Source organism: Mycolicibacterium sp. HS_4_1, from assembly GCF_054515875.1.
The window spans coordinates 696766-719288 of record NZ_CM137261.1 but is presented as its reverse complement, the minus strand read 5'-3'; the positions used below and the strand labels follow the sequence as shown (position 1 = coordinate 719288).

At 67.0% G+C, this 22523-nt stretch carries 16 protein-coding genes, 1 pseudogene and 1 riboswitch; of the genes and pseudogenes, 7 read left to right on the top strand and 10 right to left on the bottom strand.

Annotation, left to right across the window (positions count from 1 at the left end):
• The first annotated feature begins 71 nt into the window (after positions 1 to 71).
• The 3 genes from ACX12F_RS03345 to ACX12F_RS03335 are packed head-to-tail and all read left to right on the top strand — an operon-like array spanning position 72 to position 3129.
• Entirely contained in the window at positions 72 to 926 is an 855-nt protein-coding gene (locus ACX12F_RS03345; RefSeq protein ID WP_459368281.1) for a DUF6498-containing protein, read from the top strand.
• Entirely contained in the window at positions 923 to 2422 is a 1500-nt protein-coding gene (locus ACX12F_RS03340; protein ID WP_459368280.1) for a carboxyl transferase domain-containing protein, read from the top strand. The genes ACX12F_RS03345 and ACX12F_RS03340 overlap by 4 nt, the downstream gene beginning before the upstream one ends.
• Before the next feature lie 14 nt (positions 2423 to 2436).
• Positions 2437 to 3129 carry a hypothetical protein gene (locus tag ACX12F_RS03335; RefSeq protein WP_459368279.1) on the top strand — a complete coding sequence of 231 codons (693 nt, stop codon included), beginning with the start codon at positions 2437 to 2439 and terminating at the stop codon, positions 3127 to 3129.
• Between the two features lie 13 nt (positions 3130 to 3142).
• Here the strand turns inward: ACX12F_RS03335 and ACX12F_RS03330 are convergent, their stop codons facing one another.
• A complete protein-coding gene (locus ACX12F_RS03330; RefSeq protein ID WP_459368278.1) occupies positions 3143 to 3685 on the bottom strand; it encodes a TetR/AcrR family transcriptional regulator in 543 nt (180 codons plus the stop codon).
• A 96-nt stretch (positions 3686 to 3781) separates the two neighbouring features.
• On the opposite strand from ACX12F_RS03330, the gene ACX12F_RS03325 reads away from it, so the two are divergent.
• Positions 3782 to 4921, top strand: a complete 1140-nt coding sequence (locus ACX12F_RS03325; protein WP_459368277.1) for an FAD-dependent monooxygenase — start codon at positions 3782 to 3784, stop codon at positions 4919 to 4921.
• Positions 4922 to 4990: 69 nt separating this feature from the next.
• Here ACX12F_RS03325 and ACX12F_RS03320 read toward each other — a convergent pair whose 3' ends face one another.
• The 3 genes and pseudogenes from ACX12F_RS03320 to ACX12F_RS03310 form a co-directional block, all read right to left on the bottom strand.
• Complete coding sequence (locus tag ACX12F_RS03320; protein WP_459368276.1) at positions 4991 to 6916, bottom strand: primary-amine oxidase; 1926 nt, start codon at positions 6914 to 6916, stop codon at positions 4991 to 4993.
• Positions 6913 to 8379, bottom strand: coding sequence for an APC family permease (locus ACX12F_RS03315; RefSeq protein WP_459368275.1), 1467 nt, complete (start codon positions 8377 to 8379; stop codon positions 6913 to 6915). The genes ACX12F_RS03320 and ACX12F_RS03315 overlap by 4 nt, the downstream gene beginning before the upstream one ends.
• Positions 8380 to 8487: 108 nt before the next feature.
• A pseudogene (locus ACX12F_RS03310) lies at positions 8488 to 8619 on the bottom strand (aldehyde dehydrogenase family protein); the annotation flags it as partial.
• 349 nt (positions 8620 to 8968) lie between these two features.
• On the opposite strand from ACX12F_RS03310, the gene ACX12F_RS03305 reads away from it, so the two are divergent.
• Together ACX12F_RS03305 and ACX12F_RS03300 are read left to right on the top strand one after the other, a co-directional pair.
• Positions 8969 to 10426 carry an APC family permease gene (locus ACX12F_RS03305; RefSeq protein ID WP_459368274.1) on the top strand — a complete coding sequence of 486 codons (1458 nt, stop codon included), beginning with the start codon at positions 8969 to 8971 and terminating at the stop codon, positions 10424 to 10426.
• Positions 10423 to 11175 (top strand): IclR family transcriptional regulator, encoded by a 753-nt coding sequence (locus ACX12F_RS03300; protein WP_459368273.1) that lies wholly within the window; start codon positions 10423 to 10425, stop codon positions 11173 to 11175. The genes ACX12F_RS03305 and ACX12F_RS03300 overlap by 4 nt, the downstream gene beginning before the upstream one ends.
• Before the next feature lie 458 nt (positions 11176 to 11633).
• On the opposite strand, the gene ACX12F_RS03295 is transcribed toward ACX12F_RS03300, so the two are convergent.
• The 4 genes from ACX12F_RS03295 to ACX12F_RS03280 form a co-directional block, all read right to left on the bottom strand.
• Positions 11634 to 13394, bottom strand: a complete 1761-nt coding sequence (locus tag ACX12F_RS03295) for an NRAMP family divalent metal transporter (protein ID WP_459368272.1) — start codon at positions 13392 to 13394, stop codon at positions 11634 to 11636.
• 521 nt (positions 13395 to 13915) lie between these two features.
• Positions 13916 to 14088: riboswitch (M-box (ykoK) riboswitch) on the bottom strand.
• Between the two features lie 78 nt (positions 14089 to 14166).
• Positions 14167 to 14319, bottom strand: a complete 153-nt coding sequence (locus ACX12F_RS03290; RefSeq protein ID WP_459368271.1) for a hypothetical protein — start codon at positions 14317 to 14319, stop codon at positions 14167 to 14169.
• 174 nt (positions 14320 to 14493) lie between these two features.
• Positions 14494 to 16110 carry an AMP-binding protein gene (locus ACX12F_RS03285; RefSeq protein ID WP_459368270.1) on the bottom strand — a complete coding sequence of 539 codons (1617 nt, stop codon included), beginning with the start codon at positions 16108 to 16110 and terminating at the stop codon, positions 14494 to 14496.
• Entirely contained in the window at positions 16110 to 17810 is a 1701-nt protein-coding gene (locus tag ACX12F_RS03280) for an AMP-binding protein (RefSeq protein WP_459370229.1), read from the bottom strand. Before ACX12F_RS03280 ends, ACX12F_RS03285 begins: the two co-directional genes overlap by 1 nt.
• 76 nt (positions 17811 to 17886) lie before the next feature.
• On the opposite strand from ACX12F_RS03280, the gene ACX12F_RS03275 reads away from it, so the two are divergent.
• Positions 17887 to 18726, top strand: coding sequence for a LuxR C-terminal-related transcriptional regulator (locus ACX12F_RS03275; protein ID WP_459368269.1), 840 nt, complete (start codon positions 17887 to 17889; stop codon positions 18724 to 18726).
• A 4-nt stretch (positions 18727 to 18730) separates the two neighbouring features.
• Here the strand turns inward: ACX12F_RS03275 and ACX12F_RS03270 are convergent, their stop codons facing one another.
• Both ACX12F_RS03270 and ACX12F_RS03265 read right to left on the bottom strand, forming a co-directional pair.
• On the bottom strand, positions 18731 to 20548 hold the full coding sequence (locus ACX12F_RS03270) for an ABC transporter ATP-binding protein (RefSeq protein ID WP_459368268.1): 1818 nt from the start codon (positions 20546 to 20548) through the stop codon (positions 18731 to 18733).
• 28 nt (positions 20549 to 20576) lie between these two features.
• A complete protein-coding gene (locus tag ACX12F_RS03265; RefSeq protein ID WP_459368267.1) occupies positions 20577 to 22499 on the bottom strand; it encodes an ABC transporter ATP-binding protein in 1923 nt (640 codons plus the stop codon).
• Between the last annotated feature and the right edge of the window lie 24 nt (positions 22500 to 22523).

The following is a 22523-nucleotide window of genomic DNA, read 5'->3' as shown; positions in this document are numbered from 1 at the left end:
ACGACGATCACTCGGCGAGGCGCGAGGCCCGTTGCGGAGTCACGCGGGTGTTCTGGTGCAACGATTGGCGCGTGCCGCCTACCTCGCCCGACCAGCCCAGGGCGAATCAGATCGCCCACCTGTTGACGCTGGTCGCGACCAACGCGATCCCCGCGGTGGGCTGGTTCTCGCAGGATTGGTCGGCGGCGATGACACTGATCGTCTACTGGTTCGAGACCGTCGCCGGACTGCTGTTCATCTACGCCCGAGGCGTCCTGCAGCAACGGTGGAACCCGCGCCGCGGCCACTTCCGGTACGAAGCGCCGCGGTCGAAAGGGCCAGTGCGGCCGCGAGGGGCAGTCGGGACCGAGGCCAAGCCCGGTTCCTTCATCAAGGGGTTTTTCTTCATCAACGCCGTCTTCTGTGCGGCGCACGGCGTCTTCATCGCAGTGATCCTGCTGATCCTCAGCCACAACGGAAATGCCGAGCTGGTGGGTCTGGACTGGCGCAGCGCGGGTATCGGCTGCCTGCAGATCCTTGTCATTGCCGTCATCGACTTCCTGGTGGACGTGCCGTACCTGCGCCGGTGGTCGTTCGGCGTGCTGGAGCAGACGGCCAATCGGAGCTTCGGCCGGGTCGGCGTCGTGCATCTCGCGCTGATCTTCGGCATCTTCGCCGCCGCCGTGAGCAACTCGCCCACCCGGATGTTCGGGGTATTCGTGGTGCTGAAGACGCTGTACTCGCTGAGTACCGCACTGCCGCAGTACGAGCCGGCCATGCCGCCGGCGTGGCTCAGCCGGGCGATGAACCGTGTCCGGCGGCAACCGAAGGGGCAGCGGTTCGAAGAGATGTGGGTCCAGGACCAGGCCGTCGAGGCCAGGCGCCGGGTGCGAAACGACGAAGTGTGGACCGGGGCGGGCAGGGAGCCGATTAGCCTGACCGGGTGAGCCGGACCGGAGCACGTCAGTTCTTCGACGCCATCCTCGACGACGGATCGTTCCACAGCTGGGACGGACCGCCGCTGGACGTCGCGGTGAGCGATACCTACCGCGCCGAGCTGGCCGACGCGACGCTGCGCACTGGTCTGGACGAGTCGGTCCTGACCGGTGAGGGCACCGTCTCCGGCCGACGCGTAGCCGTGCTGGCCTGCGAATTCGACTTCCTGGCCGGGTCGATCGGAGTAGCCGCCGCGGAGCGGATCACGGCGTCGGTGCAGCGCGCGACCGCACTCGGATTGCCGCTGATCGCCTCGCCATCGTCAGGCGGCACCCGCATGCAGGAGGGCACCGTCGCGTTCCTGCAGATGGTGAAGATCGCGGCGGCCGTCGAGCTGCACAAGAAAGCGCACCTGCCCTACCTCGTCTACCTGCGGCACCCCACAACCGGCGGGGTCTTCGCATCCTGGGGGTCGCTGGGGCACCTCACGGCCGCCGAACCGGGTGCCCTGATCGGCTTCCTCGGGCCGCGCGTCTACGAACAGCTCTACGGCGAGCCGTTTCCCGACGACGTGCAGACGGCCGAGCACCTGTTCGCCCACGGGGTGATCGACAGCGTGGTGCCGCTGGACAAGCTGCGTGGCGTCATCGATCGGGTCCTGACGGTCGTCACCGACCCGCCCGAACCCGGGATTTGTGCACGAAAAGGTACGGCCAGCGACCCAGATCGTGCACAAATCACGGAAACCACGGCATGGGAGTCCGTGGAGGCGTCGCGGCGGGCGGACCGGCCGGGCGTGGACTACCTGTTGACGCACGGCGCGACCGACCGGGTGCTGCTGTCCGGAACCGGGCGCGGCGAATCGGGGACGACGCTGCTCGCGCTGGCCCGGTTCGGCGGGCAGCCCGCGGTGGTGGTCGGGCAGCGCCGGGTGATCGGCGGCCTCGTCGGGCCACGCGCGCTGCGGGAGGCGCGCCGCGGCATGGCGCTGGCAGCGGGGTTGCAGCTGCCGCTGGTGCTGGTGATCGACACCGCGGGGCCCGCGCTGTCGCGCCAGGCCGAGGAGGACGGTCTCGCCGGTCAAATCGCGCTGTGCCTCGCCGAACTCGTCACGCTCGACACCCCGACGGTGTCGGTGCTCCTGGGTCAGGGCAGCGGCGGCCCGGCGCTGGCGATGGTCCCGGCCGACCGGGTGCTCGCCGCGCAGCACGGCTGGCTGGCTCCGCTGCCGCCGGAAGGCGCCAGCGCCATCGTCTACCGCGACGTCGACCATGCCCCCGAACTTGCTGCCGCCCAAGGAGTTCGGTCTGCGGACCTGTTGAAGGCCGGCATCGTCGACGTAATAGTGCCCGAGGATCCCGACGCCGCCGACAATCCGGTCGGATTCACCGAACGGCTGGCGGCCACCATCGCCGCCGAGCTGCACGCGCTGCACACCGTGCCCGCCGCCCAGCGACTCGGGGTGCGGCTGCAGCGCTACCGGCGGATCGGTGTACCCGACAGCTGAGTCGGCGCGATGGCATGCTGGACAGGGTGCAAACGGCGATGCACTTCTGGTGGCTGATCTTTCCGCTGAGCGGGGTGATCGGCGGTGCTCTTCGGGCCATTGCGGTGGCGAACGATCGGCGCGCCGAACGCCGGCTCGAGCGCTACCGCATCAAGCAGCAGACCAAGATCGCCGTCGCCGAAGCGGCGGGACGGGGCCGCGTCGACGCCGCCACCGAACGGCGCGCCATCAGCAGGGTGCTGGCCCAGCACGACGACACCGACGGCCGGTGGCTGAGTTACGAGTTGGACGTCGCCAAGCTGCTGGACTTTCCGACGATGACGAACCTGCGGGACCCGCTCACCGTTGCCTTCCACAAGGCCAAGAGCCGCGCCGACCTGCTGCGCCCGTCGACTCCCGACGACCTGGCCGGCGATCGCGACGCCCAGATCGAATACCGAGACGCCGTCCATGAATACGCGTCGGCGTTCGACGTCGCCGAGGCCGAGGCGGTCCGCCGGCGGCGCAGCGATTTTTCCGCAGAGGACCAGGGGCGGTTGGCCCGGGCCCAGCACCTGCTACGGGTCGCGTCCGATCCGGCGGCCACCCCGAGCGAGCGGCACAACGCGTACAGCAAGGCCCGCCGGGAACTCGACGGACTCATCGCTCTGCCCGCGGTGACGCGCGCGGCGATCGAACGCCGGATCGCCGGCGAGATCGAGGCCTGATCCGTCGCCTGGCTCAGGCCTCGTCGAGGTAGCGCTGCAGCGTCGGCGCGAGCCAGTGGATGAGGTCGCCGTCGCTCATCGCGACGATCGGCGGCAACTTTAGGACGAACCGGCACATCGCCATGCCGAGTACCTGCGTGGCAATCAAGCCGGCACATCGCGCCGGGTCGGCGGGTTTGAGCCGGGCGATGGCGGGCCGCAGCTGGTCGGCGAAGATGCTCTGCATCCGCCCCGCCGCGTCGGCATTCGTGGTCGATGAGCGCAGCAGCACGATGAGGCCTTCGTCCTGGGTCCAGCGGTCCAGGAAATGCGCCACCAATGCGGCGCCGAGTTCCGCCCTGGGGACGTCTGACAGGTCCGGGAACCGCAGATCGAATTCGGCTGCGGCGGCGAACAATTGGTCCTTGTTGCCGAAGTAGCGCATCACCATCGACGGATCGATGTGCGCGTCCGCGGCAATGGCCCTGATGGTCGCCCCCTGGTAGCCGGTCGTCGCGAACCTCTCCCGGGCCGCCGCCAGGATCACGGCCTTGGTCTCCTCTGACGATCTACGCATGCCAACAACTGTATGCCAACACTTGTTGACTTCGATACCGAAACGCGCAACCATGGCTATGCCAACAACTGTTGGCATACGCGGAAGGAGACACAGATGACTGACACCGATGTGCTGATCGTCGGAGCCGGCCCCACCGGACTCGCCCTCGCCGCCGCCCTACAGGCCCGCGACGTCGACGCCCTCGTGGTCGACCGCCTGGCAGCCGGAGCCAACACCTCGCGCGCCGCGGTGGTCAATGCCCGCACACTCGAGGTACTCGAGGAACTGGGCGTGGCTGAACGCCTCGTTGAGCTGGGTATTCACGCCCCGCGGTTCACCATCCGCGACGGCCACAAGACGCTGATCCCGGTCGATTTCAGCACACTGCCGAGCCGATACCCCTACAGCTTGATGGTGCCGCAATGCACCACCGAGCGGGTGCTGCTGGACCGCCTGGCCGAACTCGGCGGCAAGGTTCTCCGACCCAAGACCCTGACCCGTGTCACCCAGGACGGCGAGGGCGTCACCGCACACCTCGATGACGGCGAGACGATCCGGGCGCGGTACCTCGTCGGCTCCGACGGCATGCACAGTGTCGTCCGGGAGCAGTCGGGGATCGGGTTCAGTGGCGGACAGTACGGGCAGTCCTTCGCCCTCGCCGACGTCCGCCTCACCGGTGATGTCACGGCGAGCGAGGTGATCCTGTTCTGGGCGGCCAGCGGTATGACGGTCGTCGCTCCACTGCCCGGCGGCACCTACCGCATCGTCGCGCCCGTCGACGCGGCGCCCGAAAACCCGTCCGCCGCTTTCGTCCAGGAACTGCTCGACACCCGCGCTTTCGGGCCAGGCCGAGTCACGGTGACCGACGTCGAATGGGGATCCCGGTTCCGGGTGCACCACCGCGTCGCCGACAGCTACCGCGCCGGTCGGGTGTTGCTCGCGGGCGACGCCGCCCATGTCCACAGCCCGGCCGGCGGCCAAGGCATGAATCTGGGCATCCAGGACGCCCTTGCGTTGAGCGATTCCCTGGCAACGGTTTTGGCGACCGGACGCGACGCGGCGCTCGACGACTACAGCGCAGCCCGGCGCCCCTTGGCGCAACAAGTCATCGCCCTCACCGACCGGCTGACCCGGCTGGCGACGCTGCCGGGACCACTGCTCCCCACCCGGAATCTGGCGATCGGGCTCATCGGCCGCCTCCCTGCCGTGCAGCACCAGCTGGCGTGGCGACTGTCCGGGCTGGCCAACCGCTGAGCTGGTCCCGACAGCGGAAAAGCCGGGCCTGGTCTTCGGGGGTGACCAGGCCCGGCAGCTCATTTCCGCTCAGCCGTTGCAGCAGTGCGACTTCTTCGGCGACGGCGGCACATTCAGCGCCGGGTTGCGATCGAAGAAGCTGACCGGCTTGAGCTTGAATCCGGCGTAGTCCACCGGCATCACCGGCCAGTCCTCAGGCCGCGGGAAGTGCGTCAACCCGAAGGTGTGCCACACCACGATGTCCTCGCCCTCGATGTTGCGGTCCTGCGCGACGAAGGACGGCAGGCCGCCATCACCCGGATGCTGGTTCACGAACTGGCCGGCCGGATAGCGTTCGGCCGGATCGTATTTCGTCACCCACAGGTGTTTAGTGGCGAAGGCCGCCCGCTTGGCGATGGAACTCGACGGGTCGGCCAGCAGCGTGGGCTGCCCCTCGGGGTGCAGCGCGTAGCCGACGTTCTGGCCCAGCCGGTTCCGCTTGGTCGGGTTGGTGATGTGCCACACCCGGGCCTTGAGGTTGTCGGCGGTGCGCATGGCGTCGAGCTCGTGGGTCAGCTTGGTCTTCTGCGGGCGAAATGCATTGCCCCACGGGTTGTCCGGGCCCATCGGAACGCCGACGGCATCCACCTCCTCGACGGTGTTGGTCAGCCCGTCGACCGCCATGTCCAGCCGCGCCGAGAACATGTGCTGGTGGAACGGCGCGCCCAGGCCCGGGGCCATCTCGGTGGAAAAGCCATCCGGCCCACGGTAAGCCGACGCGAACACGATGCCGGTGGCCTTGGCCTCCAGCTCGATGGTGCCGTCGAGGTAGAGGTACCAGTAGAAACCGTAGTCGTAGTTGCCGATGGTGAGGAAGAAGGAGATCACCAGACGACGCGACCGGCGCACCTCGGCCATGCCGTTGAACATGTCGGTGTGCTTCCACAGCACGCCGAAGTCCTCCTCGTGCAGGCAGATTGCGTTCTTCATCAGCTTGGGCTCGCCGTTCTCGTCGGCGATGGTGACGTCGAAGTACTTGATCTCACCCAGGCAGTCGCAGCCCAGTTCGAGGGCATTGGTGTAGCGGCCGAACAGGTACTCGCCCTGATCGAAGTAGTTCTGCCAGTACCGCACCGGGGACGGATCGGCGTAGGGCACCACCATCTCGGCGATGGACGCCCGGTACACCACCGGCCGCCCGTCGATCGACAACTGGTGCAGGGTCAGACCCTCGCGGACATCGAAGCCGAAGCGGAAAGACCAGTCAGCCCAGGTGATCTGGTTGCCCGCGACGGTGAAGCTCGCGCCTTCGGGCTGCGTGATCTCGATGGGCTTGAGATCGGTGCGGGCGGGAACGGCATGCGGTGCGGCGTCCCACTCGCCACGCTCGGTGGGCAGCGGCAGCTCGATCTCATCGATCACCTTGACAACCTTGCGTCCCGTGAGGTCGACGTAGGCGACCACGCCGTCGATCGGGTGCGCCCAGGGCAGGTCGGCCGCGTCGTACTGGTAGAACGCCAGCACCCGGACGATGCGCCGGCCCACCTCGTCTTCGTGTCCGAATACGCCGGCCGACAGCGGAACCGCCCGCACGTCAGTCGGATTCAGCTTGCGCTTGGTCATCGCCTCGATCCACTCGGGGCAGTCGAGGAGGAACGCTTCGATGTCCTCGAACTCCTGGTCCAGGATCGGTACGTGACCGTCGCGCGTGCTGTCGATCGTCACCTCACTGATCACGCGGCCCTCGGTCACCGACACCACCAGATCGGAGCCCTGCCCCGTGGCCCGGTCCAGCAGCAGCACCCGGGCGCGGCGGTCCATGTCGTCGCCGGGGCGGAAGGCCAGCACATCGTTCTTGTGCGGCTCCTCCAACGCGACGAACACGAAGCGGACGCTCTCGCCGAGCAGACCGTGGGCGTCGACGATGCGGCGGACCGCGCGGATTTCGTCGGCACTCAGTGGGGTGAGCGGATGGTCAGGGACTGTCGTCACCTGGGGTTCAATAGTGGCAGTCATCGTGCGATCTCCTTTGCGATATCAGGGTTTTCGTTCTTTTGAGTTCCGGCGTGTGGCCGCGCGACCGCGACCACGATGCCGCCGACGAAGGCGCCGACCAGCAGGACGCCGAGGATCGCGGCCATGGTGCTGGAGCCACCGACCAGCAGCGGCAGGTTGACCGCGGTCATCACCGACAGGACGGCCAGGCCGACAAAGCCAAGGCTCGGCGCGATGACGGTGTGCCATGGCCGGGTATCGAGGCGGGTGCGGCGGAAGAAGACGATGACGGCTGCCGAGGTCAGGGTCATCAGCACCACGATGCCCACCGATGCCGCGCCGACGAACCAGGTGAACACCTGCGTCACCGGGTCCAGTCCGGCCACCACCGACGCTCCGACGAGCACCAGCGCCGAGAGGGTCTGCGCGAAAGAGGCGATGTGCGGGGAGTCGTGCCGCGGGTGCGACCGACCGCAGCGCTCGGGCAGCGCCCGGGTGTTACCCAGCGAGAAGATGTAGCGGGCCAGCACGTTGTGGAACGACAGCAGCGCGGCGAAAAGACTTGTGATCAAGAAGATCTGGACCAGGTCACCGGCCACCGCACCGACATAGCGGGTGGCGGTCTCGGTCAGCATGGTCGCGGGATTCTTCGTCGCCTCGTCGACCGCGCCCGCATCACCCCAGGCGCTGACCAGCGCCCAGCTGCTGAGCGCGTAGAAGCCCCCGATGAGCAGCAGTGCGGCGTACGTCGCCCGTGGGATGGTGCGCGCCGGATCACGTGCCTCATCGCGGAACACCGCCGTGGCCTCGAAGCCGATGTATCCGGCCAGCGCGAAGATCAGCGCGATCCCCGGGGCGCCGGAGAAGAAGTTGTCCGAGTGCAGCACTGCCGCCGAAAGCCCCTGTGCACCCCCATGCCCGATGACCGCGGCGTTGATCACCAGCACGATGCCGACTTCGCAGACCAGCAGGACGCCCAGGACCTTGCCCGACAGTTCGATGTGCCGGTAGCCCAGGACGCCGGTGACCGCCATCATCACCAGGGCATAGAGGTACCAAGGCATCGACGGCCCACCGTGCGCCGTGATGAGCTCGTTGATGGACGCGCCGATATAGCCGTACACACCGACCTGCACCGCGGTGTACGACAGCAGGGCCAGGAACGCGGCGCCGAGTCCGGCATGCCGGCCGAAGCCGCCCGCGATGTACGTATAGAAGGCGCCGGCTCCGGTGATGTGCCGGGCCATCGCGGTGAAGCCGACCGCGAACAGCAGCAGCACCGCGGTGCAGACGACGTACGACGCCGGATACGCCGCCCCGTTGCCGGCGGAGATGCCGATGGGAAACGTGCCGGCAACGACGGTCAGTGGCGCAGCGGCGGCGACGACCATGAACACGATTGCCACCGGGCCGAGACGGCCCGTCAATCGGTTGGGTTGAGCGCCGGCGCTTCGACCGGCATCGAGAACTGCGTCAGTTGTCATGGCAACACCTTCGCTGGAATTGAATGTGAATTGGTTGCGGCACGGTAAGGCTTCGGTGAGTTCAAATGAGAATTGCCCGCGCGGCGAATTCTCATTCGACGGCGAAATTTACAGCGCGATGTTGATGGCTTTTGTCTGGGTGTATTCGGCAATGGCGCCCGCACCGAGTTCGCGGCCCCAGGCCGATTGTTTGTAGCCACCGAATGGCAGCGCGGTATCGAACGCGTTATGGCAGTTGACCCTCGACCCATTGACCGTCGACGTACATCTGCTGCGGACGGGAAATGAAATCGGTGGTCCGTGGGTCCAGATCGGTACTGAGCGCGGCTGTCATGGAAGCCATGTTTACGCCTCGATGTGGTGCGCGTCACCACTAATTCCGAATGGGTATTCGGCGAATTCTGATTCTCATTTGACATGGCTTCGCCATTCTCATTCGAGCCGCCCGATAATCGCAGCTCGTGTCGATCAACGGGTATCGGCGGCCCATGTCTGGCCGCGCTCTTCCGCTCCGATTCTCATTTGAAGATTTTCGATGTTTACCCGACAACGCTGCCGGGGTCGGTGGCGATCGGCTACCTTCCGACGAATGGGCCCCACCCGAACCATCCGCAGCCGCTCGCCGGTCGCCGGGCTTCAGCGCGCACAGCTGACCTTCACTCAGGTTCTGGGGCAGTCGGTCTCGGCGGTGGCCCCATCGGCGGTGATGGTCACCCTCCCGGCGCTGGTCCTGCCGGCCGCCGGCCGCACCACGATCGCGGTGTTCATCCTGACGGCCCTCATGATGACCGCCGTCGGGTACTGCATCACGCAGTTCTCCACCCGGATGGTCGCCGTGAGCGGGCTGTACAGCTACACCGTCAAGGGCTTGGGCGCTGTGCCCGGCGTTGCGGCCGGGTGGTCACTGGTGATCGGCTACGCCGCCGCGGCGATGGCCAGCGCCCTCGGCGCGGCCAGCTACATCGCCGCCCTGCTGGGCCGGGTCGGGGTGCCCGGCGGTAAACCCGTCATCGCCGGCCTGACCATTCTGGTCGGCGGCGGCGCGCTGATCCTCATGGTCCGGGGCATCAGGTTGTCGGCGCGCATCTCACTGGCCGTCGAATTGTTCGCGATCGTGGTGGCCGGCATGGTGCTGATGATCGCCTTCGGCGGCGCGGTCACGGGCGCCGCCGCATCCTCGAAAACGATTGCAGAGGCCCCACATTCGGCACTGGGCTTCGCCCTCCTGCTCGCCATCACCTCATATGTGGGGTTCGAGAGCGCGAGCACCGTGGCCCGGGAGGCGCAGCGCCCGTTCGTCACCGTGACCCGGGCCATCCGCTGGACGCCGCTGGCCCTCGGCGCGCTCTACACCTTTGCCGCGGTCCTGCAGACCACCGGCACCATCCGCACCCGGACCGGGTCGACACCTATCGTGCTGTCCCTACCCGACTCCGCCGACACCTTGGCCGGCGCGCTGTCCATCGCGATGGAGTTCGGCATCACCGCGTCGTGGATCGCCTGCGTGATCGGCTCCAGCACGGCGTTGTCCCGCACCCTGTTCGCGATGGGACGCGAGGGTCTGCTGCCGGGCGCCATGGGCCGCGCCCATCGGCGGTACCGCACCCCGCACGTCGCACTCAGCATCGCGATGCCGCTGATCGTGGCCGTACCGGTCGGCTACCTCTTCGCCGCGGAGTCCAGCCGCGACGTTCTCATCGGCCTGCTCGCGGTATCCGCGCACGGCTACATCGTGGCGTATCTGCTGGTGTGTCTTGCCACTCCGGCCTTCCTCCGCCGGATCGGCGAGCTCACCACCGTCCCGATGATCGTCGGGCCGGCCACTGCCGCCACCATGGTCGCGATCATCATCTGGGCTGCGCTATCGGTGGCGTCACCGGTGTGGATCGCCACTGCGGTCTACTCCGTCCTGTTGGCGTTCGGTCTGGCGGCATTCCTGGTGCGCCGCCGGACGGTTACCGGTCTGGCCGACCGCGTCGGGGTGTTCGACGAGACCGTCGCCGGTGACGTGTTCGCCGACTACAACCCGTGGGAGGTGCGCCGATGAGCCCGGCCGACGGTGCACTGTCCGGCCGCCAGCCCAAGGCGGTGCAGAGCGCGCTGCAGGTGCTCGAGGCCGTCGCCGTGGCCGGCACCGGCGTTACCGCGAAAGACATCGCCGAGCACCTGTCCATGCCATCGGCCACCACGTACCGGCTGCTGAATCTCCTTGTCGCCGACGGCTACATCGTGCGGCTACCCGACCTGTCGGGGTTCGCACTGGGCCCGCGCATGGGCTTGCTGATCGACGCAGCGGTCTCCCCCACCGTGTGCACCAAGGCCCGCGAGACGCTGGCCGAGCTGCGACTCTCGGTGCGCTTCGGCGTGCACCTGTTCTACTTCACCAACACCTCGGTGCGTATTGCCGACCCCGACGGAGAATACCCACCGCCTGCAGACGAATCAGTGCTGAACCGACACCTGCACGCCAGTGCGGTCGGCAAGTTGTTGCTCGCCGAGAAACACGACGCCGATACGCTGCTCGGCCTCACGCCGGCCGCCCTCACCGACCGCACCGTCACGTCGAGATCGGCGCTGGCCGAACAGCTCACCGAGATCAGGGCGCATGGATACGCGGTCCAGATCGGTGAGCTGCGGGCCGACTGCGCCTGCGTCGTGGTGCCGGTTCGATCCGCCGCCGCGACCCTGGTCGCCGCGGTGGCGATGTCCGGCCGGGCCGAACAGGAACAGCTCCTGAAGCGGCAGATTCCGGTATTGCAGGACTATGCAGCCCAATTGGGCCCGCTACTGGCCTGACGCCGCGGAGTGCCGGCGCGCCAACCGGCTTGCGGATCAGCTGTGCCACAGGCTTGCCTCGGGACGCGTCCTGTTTGCGGAATTGACGCATTCGTCGGTACTGTGCGACAGTCGTCGGGGACAAATCCAGATAAGCACAGCAATGCAATGCATCGGACGGTCAGCATGGGAATTCGGCTGCTTACAGTGCATCAATTGGTTGTTCTACTGCAGTCGGCAAACCAAATCGAGTTGCTGCTGAGCGTGGCGGCCGGGACCGCGTCGATCGTCACGGCTGCGCGTGACGCCGTAGGTGACGTTGCCGCCTGGGGTCCGGAGCGCGGGCACTCGGAATTGTGCACCTGCAAAGACGGCGACACGTCCCACTGCCCCGCGCGCGACTCACTCTGAGCTGCTGAAAGTCGTCGCCCAGAGGTGGGGCACGGCACCACGGCAGCCACACCCCACCTCGACAGCTCTCAACCGCCGATCGCCTCGGCGACCTTGACCCCGACCAGCACCACGGCCACCACCAGGTAGCCACGCAGCGCCACCATGCCCGCCACCCGCAACGGCGACCAGGCCGGCCGATCCAGGGTGTCCAGAGCGGGAGTGCGGAACTCGTCGCGCTCCTGCCTCAGCAGAGCCTTCCGGACAGTGCGATCGTCCGGTTGCTCATCCAGATCCTCCACCTGCTCGGGGTCCAGACCACCCAGTTCCTCGGCGACCTCCACTGCGGCCTGTTTCCGCTGTGTGCGCCGCGACCGCAGCGTCGCGCCAGCGATGGCCCCGCCACCGAGCACGCCGACGGCAACCCCGACGCCGAAGCCCCACTCGAGCTGTGCGGCAGTCAGATTCGGGAAGAACGTCGCAGCGGTCAGGGCCAGGGACAGCAGTACCAAGGCCCACACGATCACGCCGGCCATGATGTTCTGCCGCATGGTGTTGACCCACGGACCCAGCACTGCCCTGTCGTTGCACAGCAGAACCAGGAACACCGTCGCCGACGGCAGCAGAACCCCGGCCAGCGCCTGCACGCCCTGGGTGAGCAGCCCCAGCACGTGATCCGGGCTGAATGACACCGCGGCTGCCACCCCCAAGAGTGCGGCGTAACCCAGGTAGAAGGCCGGTGCCTCACTGACCTTCCAGTGCAACGAGTGGCGCTTGCCCAAGGTGTCACCCAGCGCGTAGGTGGTGGCGAGCCCGACGGCATTGGCCCCGATGAGCGACGCGTCCAGCAGCAGGATCGCGAACAGCGCGCCCGCGGTGTGAGACACGTGCTGACTCAGCTGATGTGCCACGTCACCCGCATCGGTGAAATTGCCGGCCGCGCCGGTACCGGCGAGCCCGAACGCGGCGGCGGCCATGATCGCCACCGCACCCACCATCACCACGACGATGCCGATCCAGAGGTCGATCCGCTCGTAACGAATCCACTTGGGGGTCAGGCGCTTGTCGACGATGTTGGACTGCTGGAAGAACAACTGCCACGGCGCGACAGTGGTGCCGACGATGGCCACGATCAGCAGCAACAGCGTCGAGTTCAGGCCACCCGGGAACGACGGGATCAGGCCGCGCGCAGTGTCCGACGCCGACGGGTGCACGATGAATGCCAACGGGAAGATCACGATGTTGATGGCGATCAGCGCGAAAACGAAGCGCTCCCAACGGCGGAACGAACCGCCGGCCACCACGGCGAACAACAGCACCGCGGCGAGCGGCACCGAGATCGACTTGGGCAGCCCGAAGTAGCTCAGCGCCATCGATACCCCGACGAATTCGGTCACGATGGTCAAGGCGTTGACGACGAGCAGGTCACCAACACTGAACGCACCCCAGAACTTGCCGAAGCGCGCGAAGATCAGGCGGGCGTGCCCTACGCCGGCGACCGCACCGAGCCGCACCACCATTTCCTGGTTGACGTACAGCACCGGAATCAGCAGCGCCAGCGTCCACATCAGTGCCATGCCGTAGTTCTGACCGGCCTGCGCGTAGGTCGCCACGCCGCCGGCGTCGTTGTCCCCGACCATGACGATGAGGCCGGGCCCCATCACCACCAGCAGCATCTTCAATCGCTGCCGGCGGCTGCGACCGGTGCTGGTCTCGTCGGTGCGGATGGTGCCGAGCGCGCCGACGATGTCGCCGACGTGCGCGGTGTCGAGCACTGCGGTGCTCGGTGAATCACGTTGCGTTGCTGAGGCTTCGCCAGAAGGGCGCGGGGTACGAGCGAAAAGGGCCATGTCGAGACTCCTCTCGGGAAAGGGCAGCACAACAGGGGTCCGCCCACCGGAATCGGTGGGCGGACCGTGCGGCCTAGCGGATCAGAAGTGGGGGTGCGCCCCGAGAGACGCCGAGATCACCGCGAGCGGCGTGTACGACATCTGAAGGTTGTGCCGTTCCTGCGGGGTCAGCCGAGCGCGAACGCTCACCCGACGAACAACGCGATTTACTGCGGCACTACGGAATACGGTCATGACAGGTCTCCTGCAGGGATAATTCCCGCGAGCCTGCGTCAGGCACCGTCGATCAGACGGCCATGCCGATGAAGAGCCGGCAAGGTCGCGGGAGGATGGAAATGAAATTGTCGGAGTTGGGTTTTCGCTCCGGACTGGAACTCGGACCGTCGCCAGGTTTCATGTGTCCTCACCTCCTCGCCGTCAGGCCCCCACCGGGGACAGTTGTGCCACAGAACTACGACAACACGCATGGGGAGGACACAGCGTCCACACCGGCCATAACGGTCCGGTGCATCTCGACGCCACGCACACCCCTCTCGTCAGAGCTTCGGCACTGAACGACGTAATCCACCGAGGCGGATAGCCACTTTGGGTAACCCCTTAATCCGGGGAGACCTGTCCTGACCCTGGGCGTCTCTCGACGTCGTCGGATCAGTGGCTTTTGTTCGTTCAGGAGCCTCGCCTAGCGAGGTGCTGACTTTTGGAAGATAGACCCGATGATCGGGCACCGTCAAGTTGAATGCATGCCCCGGTGGCCGGGCATCGGTCCGGCGGATCAGCGATCGAGGTGCGCTCCGAGCGAAGCCGAGATCACCGCAAGGGGCGTTTGCGACAGCTCGAGATTGTGGCGTTCCTGCGGGGTCAGATGGGCGCGCCGACGCATAAACTTCGTTACCCGGCGGACAGCGTCCTTACGAAAAACCGTCATGGTGCGCTCCTATCGACATCTGCCCCGCCGGCCCGAATGCCGGGCGGCCGATGCGCAGACCCATACCCACCAATGACAGCACGTAAACGTCAACCATGCGCCGGATGTAGCCGTCAAAACCGCGCTAATAATTCGGCGGCGTGGCCGCCGGCATGGGGTTGCCCGTCGAGCGGGTCACCCCAGCCCGAAGATGCGGATGCTCTCGGCACGCATGTCGACCTTGCGGACCTTCCCGGTGATCGTCATCGGGAATTCGTCGACGACGTGCACGTAACGCGGAATCTTGAAGTGCGCCAGCCGATCTGCGGTGAATTCGCGGATAGCGGCGGCGTCCAGCGGGGCAGCACCGGGGCGCATCCGCAGCCATGCGCAGATTTCCTCGCCGTAGCGCGCATCGGGCACCCCGATCACCTGCGCGTCCTCGATGTCCGGGTGCGTGTACAGGAACTCTTCGACCTCGCGCGGGTACACGTTCTCGCCACCGCGGATCACCATGTCCTTGATGCGGCCGACGATGGCGCAGTAGCCGTCGTCCCGCATCACCGCAAGGTCGCCGGTGTGCATCCAGCCCTCGGAATCGATCGCTTCCCCGGTCTTTTGGTCGTTGTCCCAGTACCCGAGCATCACCGAATAGCCGCGCGTGCAGAACTCCCCCGGCTCGCCACGCGGCACCGTCTCACCCGTTTCCGGGTTGACGATCTTCACCTCGAGGTGGGGGTGTACCCGGCCGATGGTCGCGGTGCGACGGTCCAGGTCGTCGTCGATGAGGGTCTGGCAGGACACCGGCGAGGTCTCGGTCATGCCGTACCCGATGGCCACCTCGGCCATGTGCATGTCAGAGACGCAACGCTTCATCACCTCGACCGGGCACACCGAACCGGCCATGATGCCGGTGCGCAGGCTCGACAGGTCACGGTCGCCGAACGACGGATGGTTCTGCATGGCGATGAACATCGTGGGGACGCCGTAGACACCCGCGCACTGCTCGGATTCGACGGCATCGAGCGTCGCCGCGGGATCGAAGCCGCGGGCCGGAATCACCACGGCCGCACCATGGGTCATACATCCGAGCACGCCCATCACCATGCCGAAGCAGTGGTAGAACGGCACCGGGATGCACAACCGTTCGCCCGGCATCAGCTTGATGCCCTCGGTGGTGAAGTAGCCGTTGTTCAGGATGTTGCGGTGCGACAGCGTCGCACCTTTCGGGAATCCGGTTGTGCCCGAGGTGTATTGGATGTTGATCGGATCGGCGTTGGACAACGTGGCCTGCCGGGCGGCCAAATCGCCGGCACCGACGGCCGCACTCGCGGCGCGCAACTGATCCCAATCCGCGCTGTCGAGGAAGACCACGTCGCGCAGGCTGGGTACCTGCGGACGAACCTCCTCGATCATCGCCGAGTAGTGGGATGTCTTGAACGACGTGGCCGAGATCAGCATCCGCATCCCGGACTGGCCCAGCGCATAAGCCAGTTCATGTACCCGATAGGCAGGGTTGACGTTGACCAGGATGGCGCCGATCTTGGCCGTCGCCAGCTGCGTCACGATCCACTGCGCACAGTTCGGTGACCAGATGCCGACCCGGTCACCTTTCTCGATGCCACGGGCCATCAATCCACGGGCGAACAAATCGACTTCGGCGTTCAATTCGGCGTACGTGTACCGCAGTCCTTGCGCGCGGTCGACCAGCGCCAGGGTATCCGGATGGGCCGCGGCGGTGCGTTCGAAATTGGCTCCGATGGTCTCTTCCAGGATCGGAGTGTCGGTGGGCCCCGCGTCGTAGCTCAGCATCACTTCAACAAATCCTCGTAACGGTATTCCGACGCGATCGGGGTGCCGGCCGCGTGCGCCTGATCTTCGCGCGTACGCAGGTCGACGCGCCGGATCTTGCCCGAGATGGTCTTGGGGAGATCGCCGAATTCCACCCGGCGGACCTTGAGGTACGGCGCCAGGTGGTCGCGGGCGAATTCCATGATGGACCTTGCGGTCTCCTCGTCAGAACTCCAGCCCGCAGCCAGGCAGACGTAGGCCTTCGGCACGGAGAGCCTGGTGTCGTCGGGCTGCGGCACCACCGCGGCTTCCACCACCGCGGGATGCTCGATGAGCACGCTCTCCAGCTCGAACGGCGACACCTTGTAGTCCGACGACTTGAACACGTCGTCGGTGCGGCCGATGTAGGTGATGTAGCCGTCGCCGTCCCGGGAGGCCACGTCACCGGTGTGGTAGTAACCGCCCGCCATGACGGCCGCATTCCGTTGCGGGTCACCGAGATAACCGGTCATGAGGTTCAGCGGCTGCGCGCTCAGCTCCAGGCAGAGCTCGCCTTCGTCGGCCTGCTCACCGGTCACCGGATCCACCAGCACCACAGGCACGCCCGGCATCGGCCGACCCATCGAACCGGCCTTGACCGGCCGGCCCGGGGCGTTGCCCACCAGCAGGGTGGTCTCGGTCTGGCCGAAGCCGTCTCGGATGGTCAGCCCCCAGGCGTCCTGCACCTTCGCGATGACATCGGGGTTCAGTGGTTCACCGGCACCGAGAAGCTCGCGCAGCCCTTCGGGTTTGGCGCCGAGGTCGGCTTGGATCAGCATCCGCCACACGGTTGGCGGCGCGCAGAAGGTGTTGACACCGGCGCGGCGCAATTGGCCCATCAGCGCGGCGGCGTCGAAGCGGCTGTAGTTGTAGACGAAGATGGTCGCCTCGGCGATCCACGGCGCGAACACACAACTCCAGGCATGTTTGGCCCAACCCGGCGAGCTGATGGCCAGGTGCACGTCGCCGGGCGACACCCCGATCCAGGCCATCGTGGTCAAGTGCCCGACGGGATACGAAATCTGCGAATGCTCAACGAGTTTGGGCTTGCTGGTGGTACCCGAGGTGAAGTAGACCAGCAGCGGATCGTCGACCACGGTGACGGCGGCGAACGGACCCGCCGAAACCACTTGGTACGCATCGGCGTAGCGGTGCCAGCCCGGCACCGAATCACCGACAACAACCCCGGTGTACTGCCCGTCGACGGACGAGAACTTGTTCGCGTCCGCAGCACCCGTCACCACGAAGCCTGCCCCGCCACGGGTGATCCGGTCGGCCAGGTCCGCCGGGCCCAGCGCTTCGGTCGTCGGCATCACCACCGCGCCGAGCTTGGCAACCGCCAGCATCGACTCCCAGAGCTCGACCTGGTTGCCCAGCATGACGATGACCCGGTCACCCTTGCCGACACCCAGCGCCTGCAGCCACGTCGCCACCTGGTCGGATCGGTCGGCCATCTCCGCGAAGGTGTACTGCCGCTCGTCGCCGCCTTCTTCGGTGATCCACAGCGCCGCCTGCCCGGCCCGTTCCGGGCTGCGGGCGATGACGTCGAACCAGTCGGTGGCCCAGTTGAAGGTGCCGGTGAGCCGTGGCCAGCTGAACGAATCGACGGCCTGCGCGTGGTCACCGATCGATGCCACGAGACGGTCCCGTGCCTCTCGGTACTGCTCGGTGTTGGTCGTGATCCCAGCGTCTGTCGGCATGAACGTAGGATCTACGTCACAGCCATCCACCCGCTACCCCCGAAAGAGGGTACTGACCGTGACCACCGGCCCCTCTGTGCTGCGCCCGCGCGACACCGACGCGGTGCGCGCTGAGCTGCGGAGAATCGGCACCGAGGGCGCGGTGCCGGTGATGTTCGGCGGTCAGGTGCACGACGACGCGCTGCTGCTCACCGAGTTCTACGGCACCCGGGGCGGCGGGCTCCGCGGCCTGATGGTGCGGTCGGCGTTCGGTCTCGGCGGGGCCAGCATGGTGTCGGGACAGCCGCTCGCGGTGGCCGACTACCGGCATGCACCGTCCATCACCCACGACTACGACAGGCCCGTGCTCTCCGAGGGCATACGGTCGGTACTGGCGGTGCCGGTCGTCGTCGACGGCCGGGCCCGGGCCGTGCTCTACGGCGCCTACCGGTCCAGTGCACCGTTCGGCGGCCGCACCGTCGACCTGATGCTGACGTCGGCACGGCGGCTGTCCGACGAGCTGACGATTCGCGACGAGGTGGACCGCCGGTTGCGGTTGCAACAGGCCCAGACTGCCGACACGGCGGTGAACACCGAACACGTCCGTCAGGTGCATGCCGAGCTGCGGCGGCTGGCGGCCGGTGGCCATCCCGTCGCACCGGGCGTCCTCGGCGCGCTCGCCGACCGGCTGGCCGCAGCCCTGGCCGGCGGGCCGGCAGCCGTCGGTCCGCTGAGCCCGCGCGAGCTCGATGTGCTGGCGCAGATCGCGTTGGGCTGCACCAATACCGAAGCCGCCGCGCGGCTGTCCCTGAAGCCGGAGACCGTCAAGAGTTACTTACGCAGCGCCGCAACGAAACTCGGTACCCACACCCGGCACGAGGCGGTGTCGAAGGCCCGCCAGCTGCGGCTGATCCCCTGACCGGTCAGGCCAGCGAGTCGATCCAGGCGCGGTGCAGCGCCGCGTATCGCCCATTCTGAGCGACCAGATCGTCGGGGGCACCGTCCTCGACAATGCGCCCGCCGTCGAGGACCAGGACCCGATCCGCGGACTGCACGGTGGAGAGCCGGTGCGCGATCACCAGCGCGGTGCGCCCCGCCAGCACCGTGGCCAGTGCGCGCTGCACGATGCGCTCGGTCGGGATGTCCAGCGAGGACGTCGCCTCGTCGAGGATCAGCACCTTGGGGTCGGCCAGGAACGCGCGGGCGAATGCCACCAATTGCCGTTGCCCCGCTGACAGCCGGCCGCCGCGATTGGCGACGTCGGTGTCGTAACCGTCGGGCAGCGCGGCGATGAACCGTTCTGCGCCAACAGCTTCCGCGGCCGCGCGAATCTCGGCGTCGGTGGCGTCGGGCCGGCCGAACCGGATGTTGTCGGCGACGCTGCCGGCAAACATGAAGTTCTCCTGCGTCACCATCACCACGTGCTGACGTAACTCGGTCTGGGCGATGGACCTCAGGTCGATGCCGTCGAGGGCGACCGTGCCGGTGACCGGGTCGTAGAAGCGGGCGATGAGCTTGGCGATGGTCGTCTTCCCCGCGCCGGTGGCACCCACGAGAGCGACGGTCTGCCCCGCTGGCACCGTCAGATTCAGCTCCGGCAGCACCGGTCGCTGCGCGGTGTAGCCGAAGCTGACACCGTGAAAAGCGATGTCCCCCTTGACCGTCGTGAGGGTGGCCGGGTCGGTGGGATCCATGATCGCCGGTTGCTGTCCGAGCACCCCGGCCAGCTTCTCCAGCGCCGAGGCCGCCGACTGAAAGGTGTTGAAGAACTGCGAAATCTCCTGCATCGGTTCGAAGAACATGCGCAGGTACAGCAGGAAGGCCGTCAACGTGCCGATGGTCATGCGGCCGTGCAGCACCAGGTACCCGCCGTACAGCAGCACGATGGAGGTGGTGAGGTTGCCGATCAGCTTGACCGCGGGCATGAACACCGCGAGCAGCGTCATGGTGCGTTCGTTGATGGCGCGGTAGTCGTCGACGACGTCGTCGAAGATCTGCTGGTTGCGCGGTTCACGCCGGTAGGCCTGCACCGCTTTGATGCCCGTCATGGTTTCGACGAACTGGACGATCACCAGCGCCGCGCGCTCACGGACCGTGCGGTACGTCTTGGACGATTCGCGTCGGAACCAGGCGGTCAGGAGCACCAGGAGCGGGAAGGCGCCCAGGCACATCAACCCGAGCCGCAGGTCCAGCGTCACCAAGAGCACCGCGGTGCCGCCGAGGGTGAGCACGGCGGTGATGAGGCTGTCGAAACCCGTCGACAGCATGGTCTGGATGGCTTCGATGTCGTTGGTGGACCGGCTCACCACGCGGCCGGACGTGTAGCGGTCGTGGAATGCCACGTCGAGACGCTGGAACTGCCGATACACCCGGCGGCGCAGTTCCAGCAGCACCTTCTGGCCGATGCGGCCCGACCGGTTCAGGAAGAACAGCCGGAAACTGGCCTGCAGCACGACGACGCCACACAGGGCCGCCACGATCTGCATCAACTCACGGGCCGGTCCGCCCTGCAGGATCGGCGGGATACCGTGATCGATGCCACGCTGCACCAGCAGCGGAACCGACAGGCGGGCAGCGTTTTCCACCACCACGACCAGCCCCAGCAGCAGGACCGCGACGCGGTACGGCTTCAGCAGCGAGCCCAACAGAGCGCGGGCCTCGCGACGCCGAGACAGGCTTTCATCGATGGGCAGGTCCAGGGCCACCTCGACCGTCTGGCCGCGCCAATCATTGATGCTCATCGGTGTTCTCTGCTCTTCGCGCAAGCGCTCATCGCTTGCGCACCTCTTCGGCCTCATCGGTCTGCTCCAGATAGAGCTGCTCGAGGCGTTCGCGCTCGGCGTCCTGCTCCCAGTCACAGCTGCGTTCGGCGCCGTCGTCGAGCTCGTCGTCGGCGGACAGCAGATACCGGTATTCGGGTGCCTGCGCCAGCAACTCGGCGTGCGTGCCGATGCGGGTGATGGTCCCGTTCTGCAGCAACGCCACCCGATCGGCCAGCAGCACAGTCGACGCCCGATGCGCCACCACGATGCCGGTGACCGCCCTCAGCACGCGCCGCAGCGCGACGGTGACCTCGGCCTCGGTGTGCATGTCCAGAGCCGACAGGGTGTCGTCGAGCACCAGCAGCGACGGCGCGGCGAGAATGGCGCGGGCCAGTGAAAGACGTTGCCGCTGACCGCCGGACAAGCTCATGCCCTGCTCGCCGATGCGGGTGTCCAGGCCGAACGGCAGATCGTAGACGAACTGGGCGGCGGCGATGTCGACGGCCGCGCGAATCTCGTCGTCGGTAGCGGGATCGTCGGCGCCTTGTCCTGAAATCGGCCGGCCCAGGGTGAGATTCTCGACGACGGACATGGAGAACAGCGTCGGGTCCTCGAAGGCGGTGGCCACCGCGCGGCGCAAGGCAGGCAGCGACAGCTCGCGGATGTCCCGCCCATCGAGCAGGATGGCGCCCTCGGTGACGTCGTATAGCCGCGAGAACAGCGCGGCCAGCACCGATTTCCCGGACCCCGTCGCGCCGACCAGCGCCAGCGTCTGACCCGGTTCGACCGTCACCGACACGTGGCGCAGGGCCCAGTCGTCGGGCTCCGCGTCCGGGAAGCGGAAGCCGACGTCGCGCAATTCGAGGTGACCGCCGCGCGGCACCGCATGCACCGGACCATCAGTGATATCCACCGGGGCGTCGAAGATCTCGGCAACGCGGTTGGCCGCGGTCATCGACTCCTGCATCATCGACAACAGGTAGCCCAGCGATGCGATGGGCCAGACCAGCGAGAGCATCATGGTGATGAATGCGACCAATGTGCCCATGGTGACCAGGCCGTGCCCGGCCGCGTACGCACCGAATCCCAGCACCAGGATCAGTGTGAGGTTGGGGATGACCTCGAGCAGCGCCCAGAAGCGCGCCGACACCGCCACCTTGCCCACCTCGGCGTCGTACAGGGCCGTCGCCCGCTCGTCGAACCGCTCGTAGACGTAGTCCTCGCGGCCAAACGATTTGATCACCCGCAGCCCCAGCGCCGATTCCTCGACATGCGTTGCAACATGGCCGGATTGGTCCTGCGCCTGCCTCGACAACACCGTGAACTGCCGCTCGAACCGGAAGATCGTGATGGTCACGGGCAGCACCGACGCCAGCACCACCACGCCCAACGGCCAGTACATGGCCAGCAGAATGGCCGTCACCACCACGATCTGAATGGTGTTGAGTACCAGGAACAGCAGGCCGAACCCGAGGAATTGACGAATGGTGCCAAGATCGTTCATCACGCGGGACAGCAGTTGCCCCGACTGCCAACGCCGATGGAACGACATCGGCAGAATCTGCAGCCGCGCGTAGAGCTCCTTGCGGATGTCGGCCTCGACGCCCATGGTCGCGCGGGCCCCGAGCCAGCGCCGGATGAACCACAGCACCGCCTCGACAAGCCCCAGGGCCAATGCGGCCGAACCGAGCACCCACAGGCCGTGCTGATCCTGGTGCCGGACCGGGCCGTCGATCACCGCCTTGGTCACCAACGGAATCGACACCGTCACGCCCAGGCCGACGAACGCGGTGAGCAGCATGGCGCCCCAACGGCCGCGGTACGGCCCGAGATACGGCAGCAGGCGCAGCAAGTCCGCCGATGCACGCTGACGCCGCGGCACCGGCGCTATCGCCGGAGCCGAATGCAGGGGCTGGGTTACATCAGACACAACAACTTCAATGCTCGCACGTGC

Coding starts and splice junctions, on each gene's coding strand:
- ACX12F_RS03335 (WP_459368279.1), top strand. CDS start 2,437: ATGCTGGACAGGGTGCAAACGGCGATGCACTTCTGGTGGCTGATCTTT.
- ACX12F_RS03330 (WP_459368278.1), bottom strand. CDS start 3,685: ATGCGTAGATCGTCAGAGGAGACCAAGGCCGTGATCCTGGCGGCGGCC.
- ACX12F_RS03325 (WP_459368277.1), top strand. CDS start 3,782: ATGACTGACACCGATGTGCTGATCGTCGGAGCCGGCCCCACCGGACTC.
- ACX12F_RS03320 (WP_459368276.1), bottom strand. CDS start 6,916: ATGACTGCCACTATTGAACCCCAGGTGACGACAGTCCCTGACCATCCG.
- ACX12F_RS03315 (WP_459368275.1), bottom strand. CDS start 8,379: ATGACAACTGACGCAGTTCTCGATGCCGGTCGAAGCGCCGGCGCTCAA.
- ACX12F_RS03305 (WP_459368274.1), top strand. CDS start 8,969: ATGGGCCCCACCCGAACCATCCGCAGCCGCTCGCCGGTCGCCGGGCTT.
- ACX12F_RS03300 (WP_459368273.1), top strand. CDS start 10,423: ATGAGCCCGGCCGACGGTGCACTGTCCGGCCGCCAGCCCAAGGCGGTG.
- ACX12F_RS03295 (WP_459368272.1), bottom strand. CDS start 13,394: ATGGCCCTTTTCGCTCGTACCCCGCGCCCTTCTGGCGAAGCCTCAGCA.
- ACX12F_RS03290 (WP_459368271.1), bottom strand. CDS start 14,319: ATGACGGTTTTTCGTAAGGACGCTGTCCGCCGGGTAACGAAGTTTATG.
- ACX12F_RS03285 (WP_459368270.1), bottom strand. CDS start 16,110: ATGCTGAGCTACGACGCGGGGCCCACCGACACTCCGATCCTGGAAGAG.
- ACX12F_RS03270 (WP_459368268.1), bottom strand. CDS start 20,548: ATGAGCATCAATGATTGGCGCGGCCAGACGGTCGAGGTGGCCCTGGAC.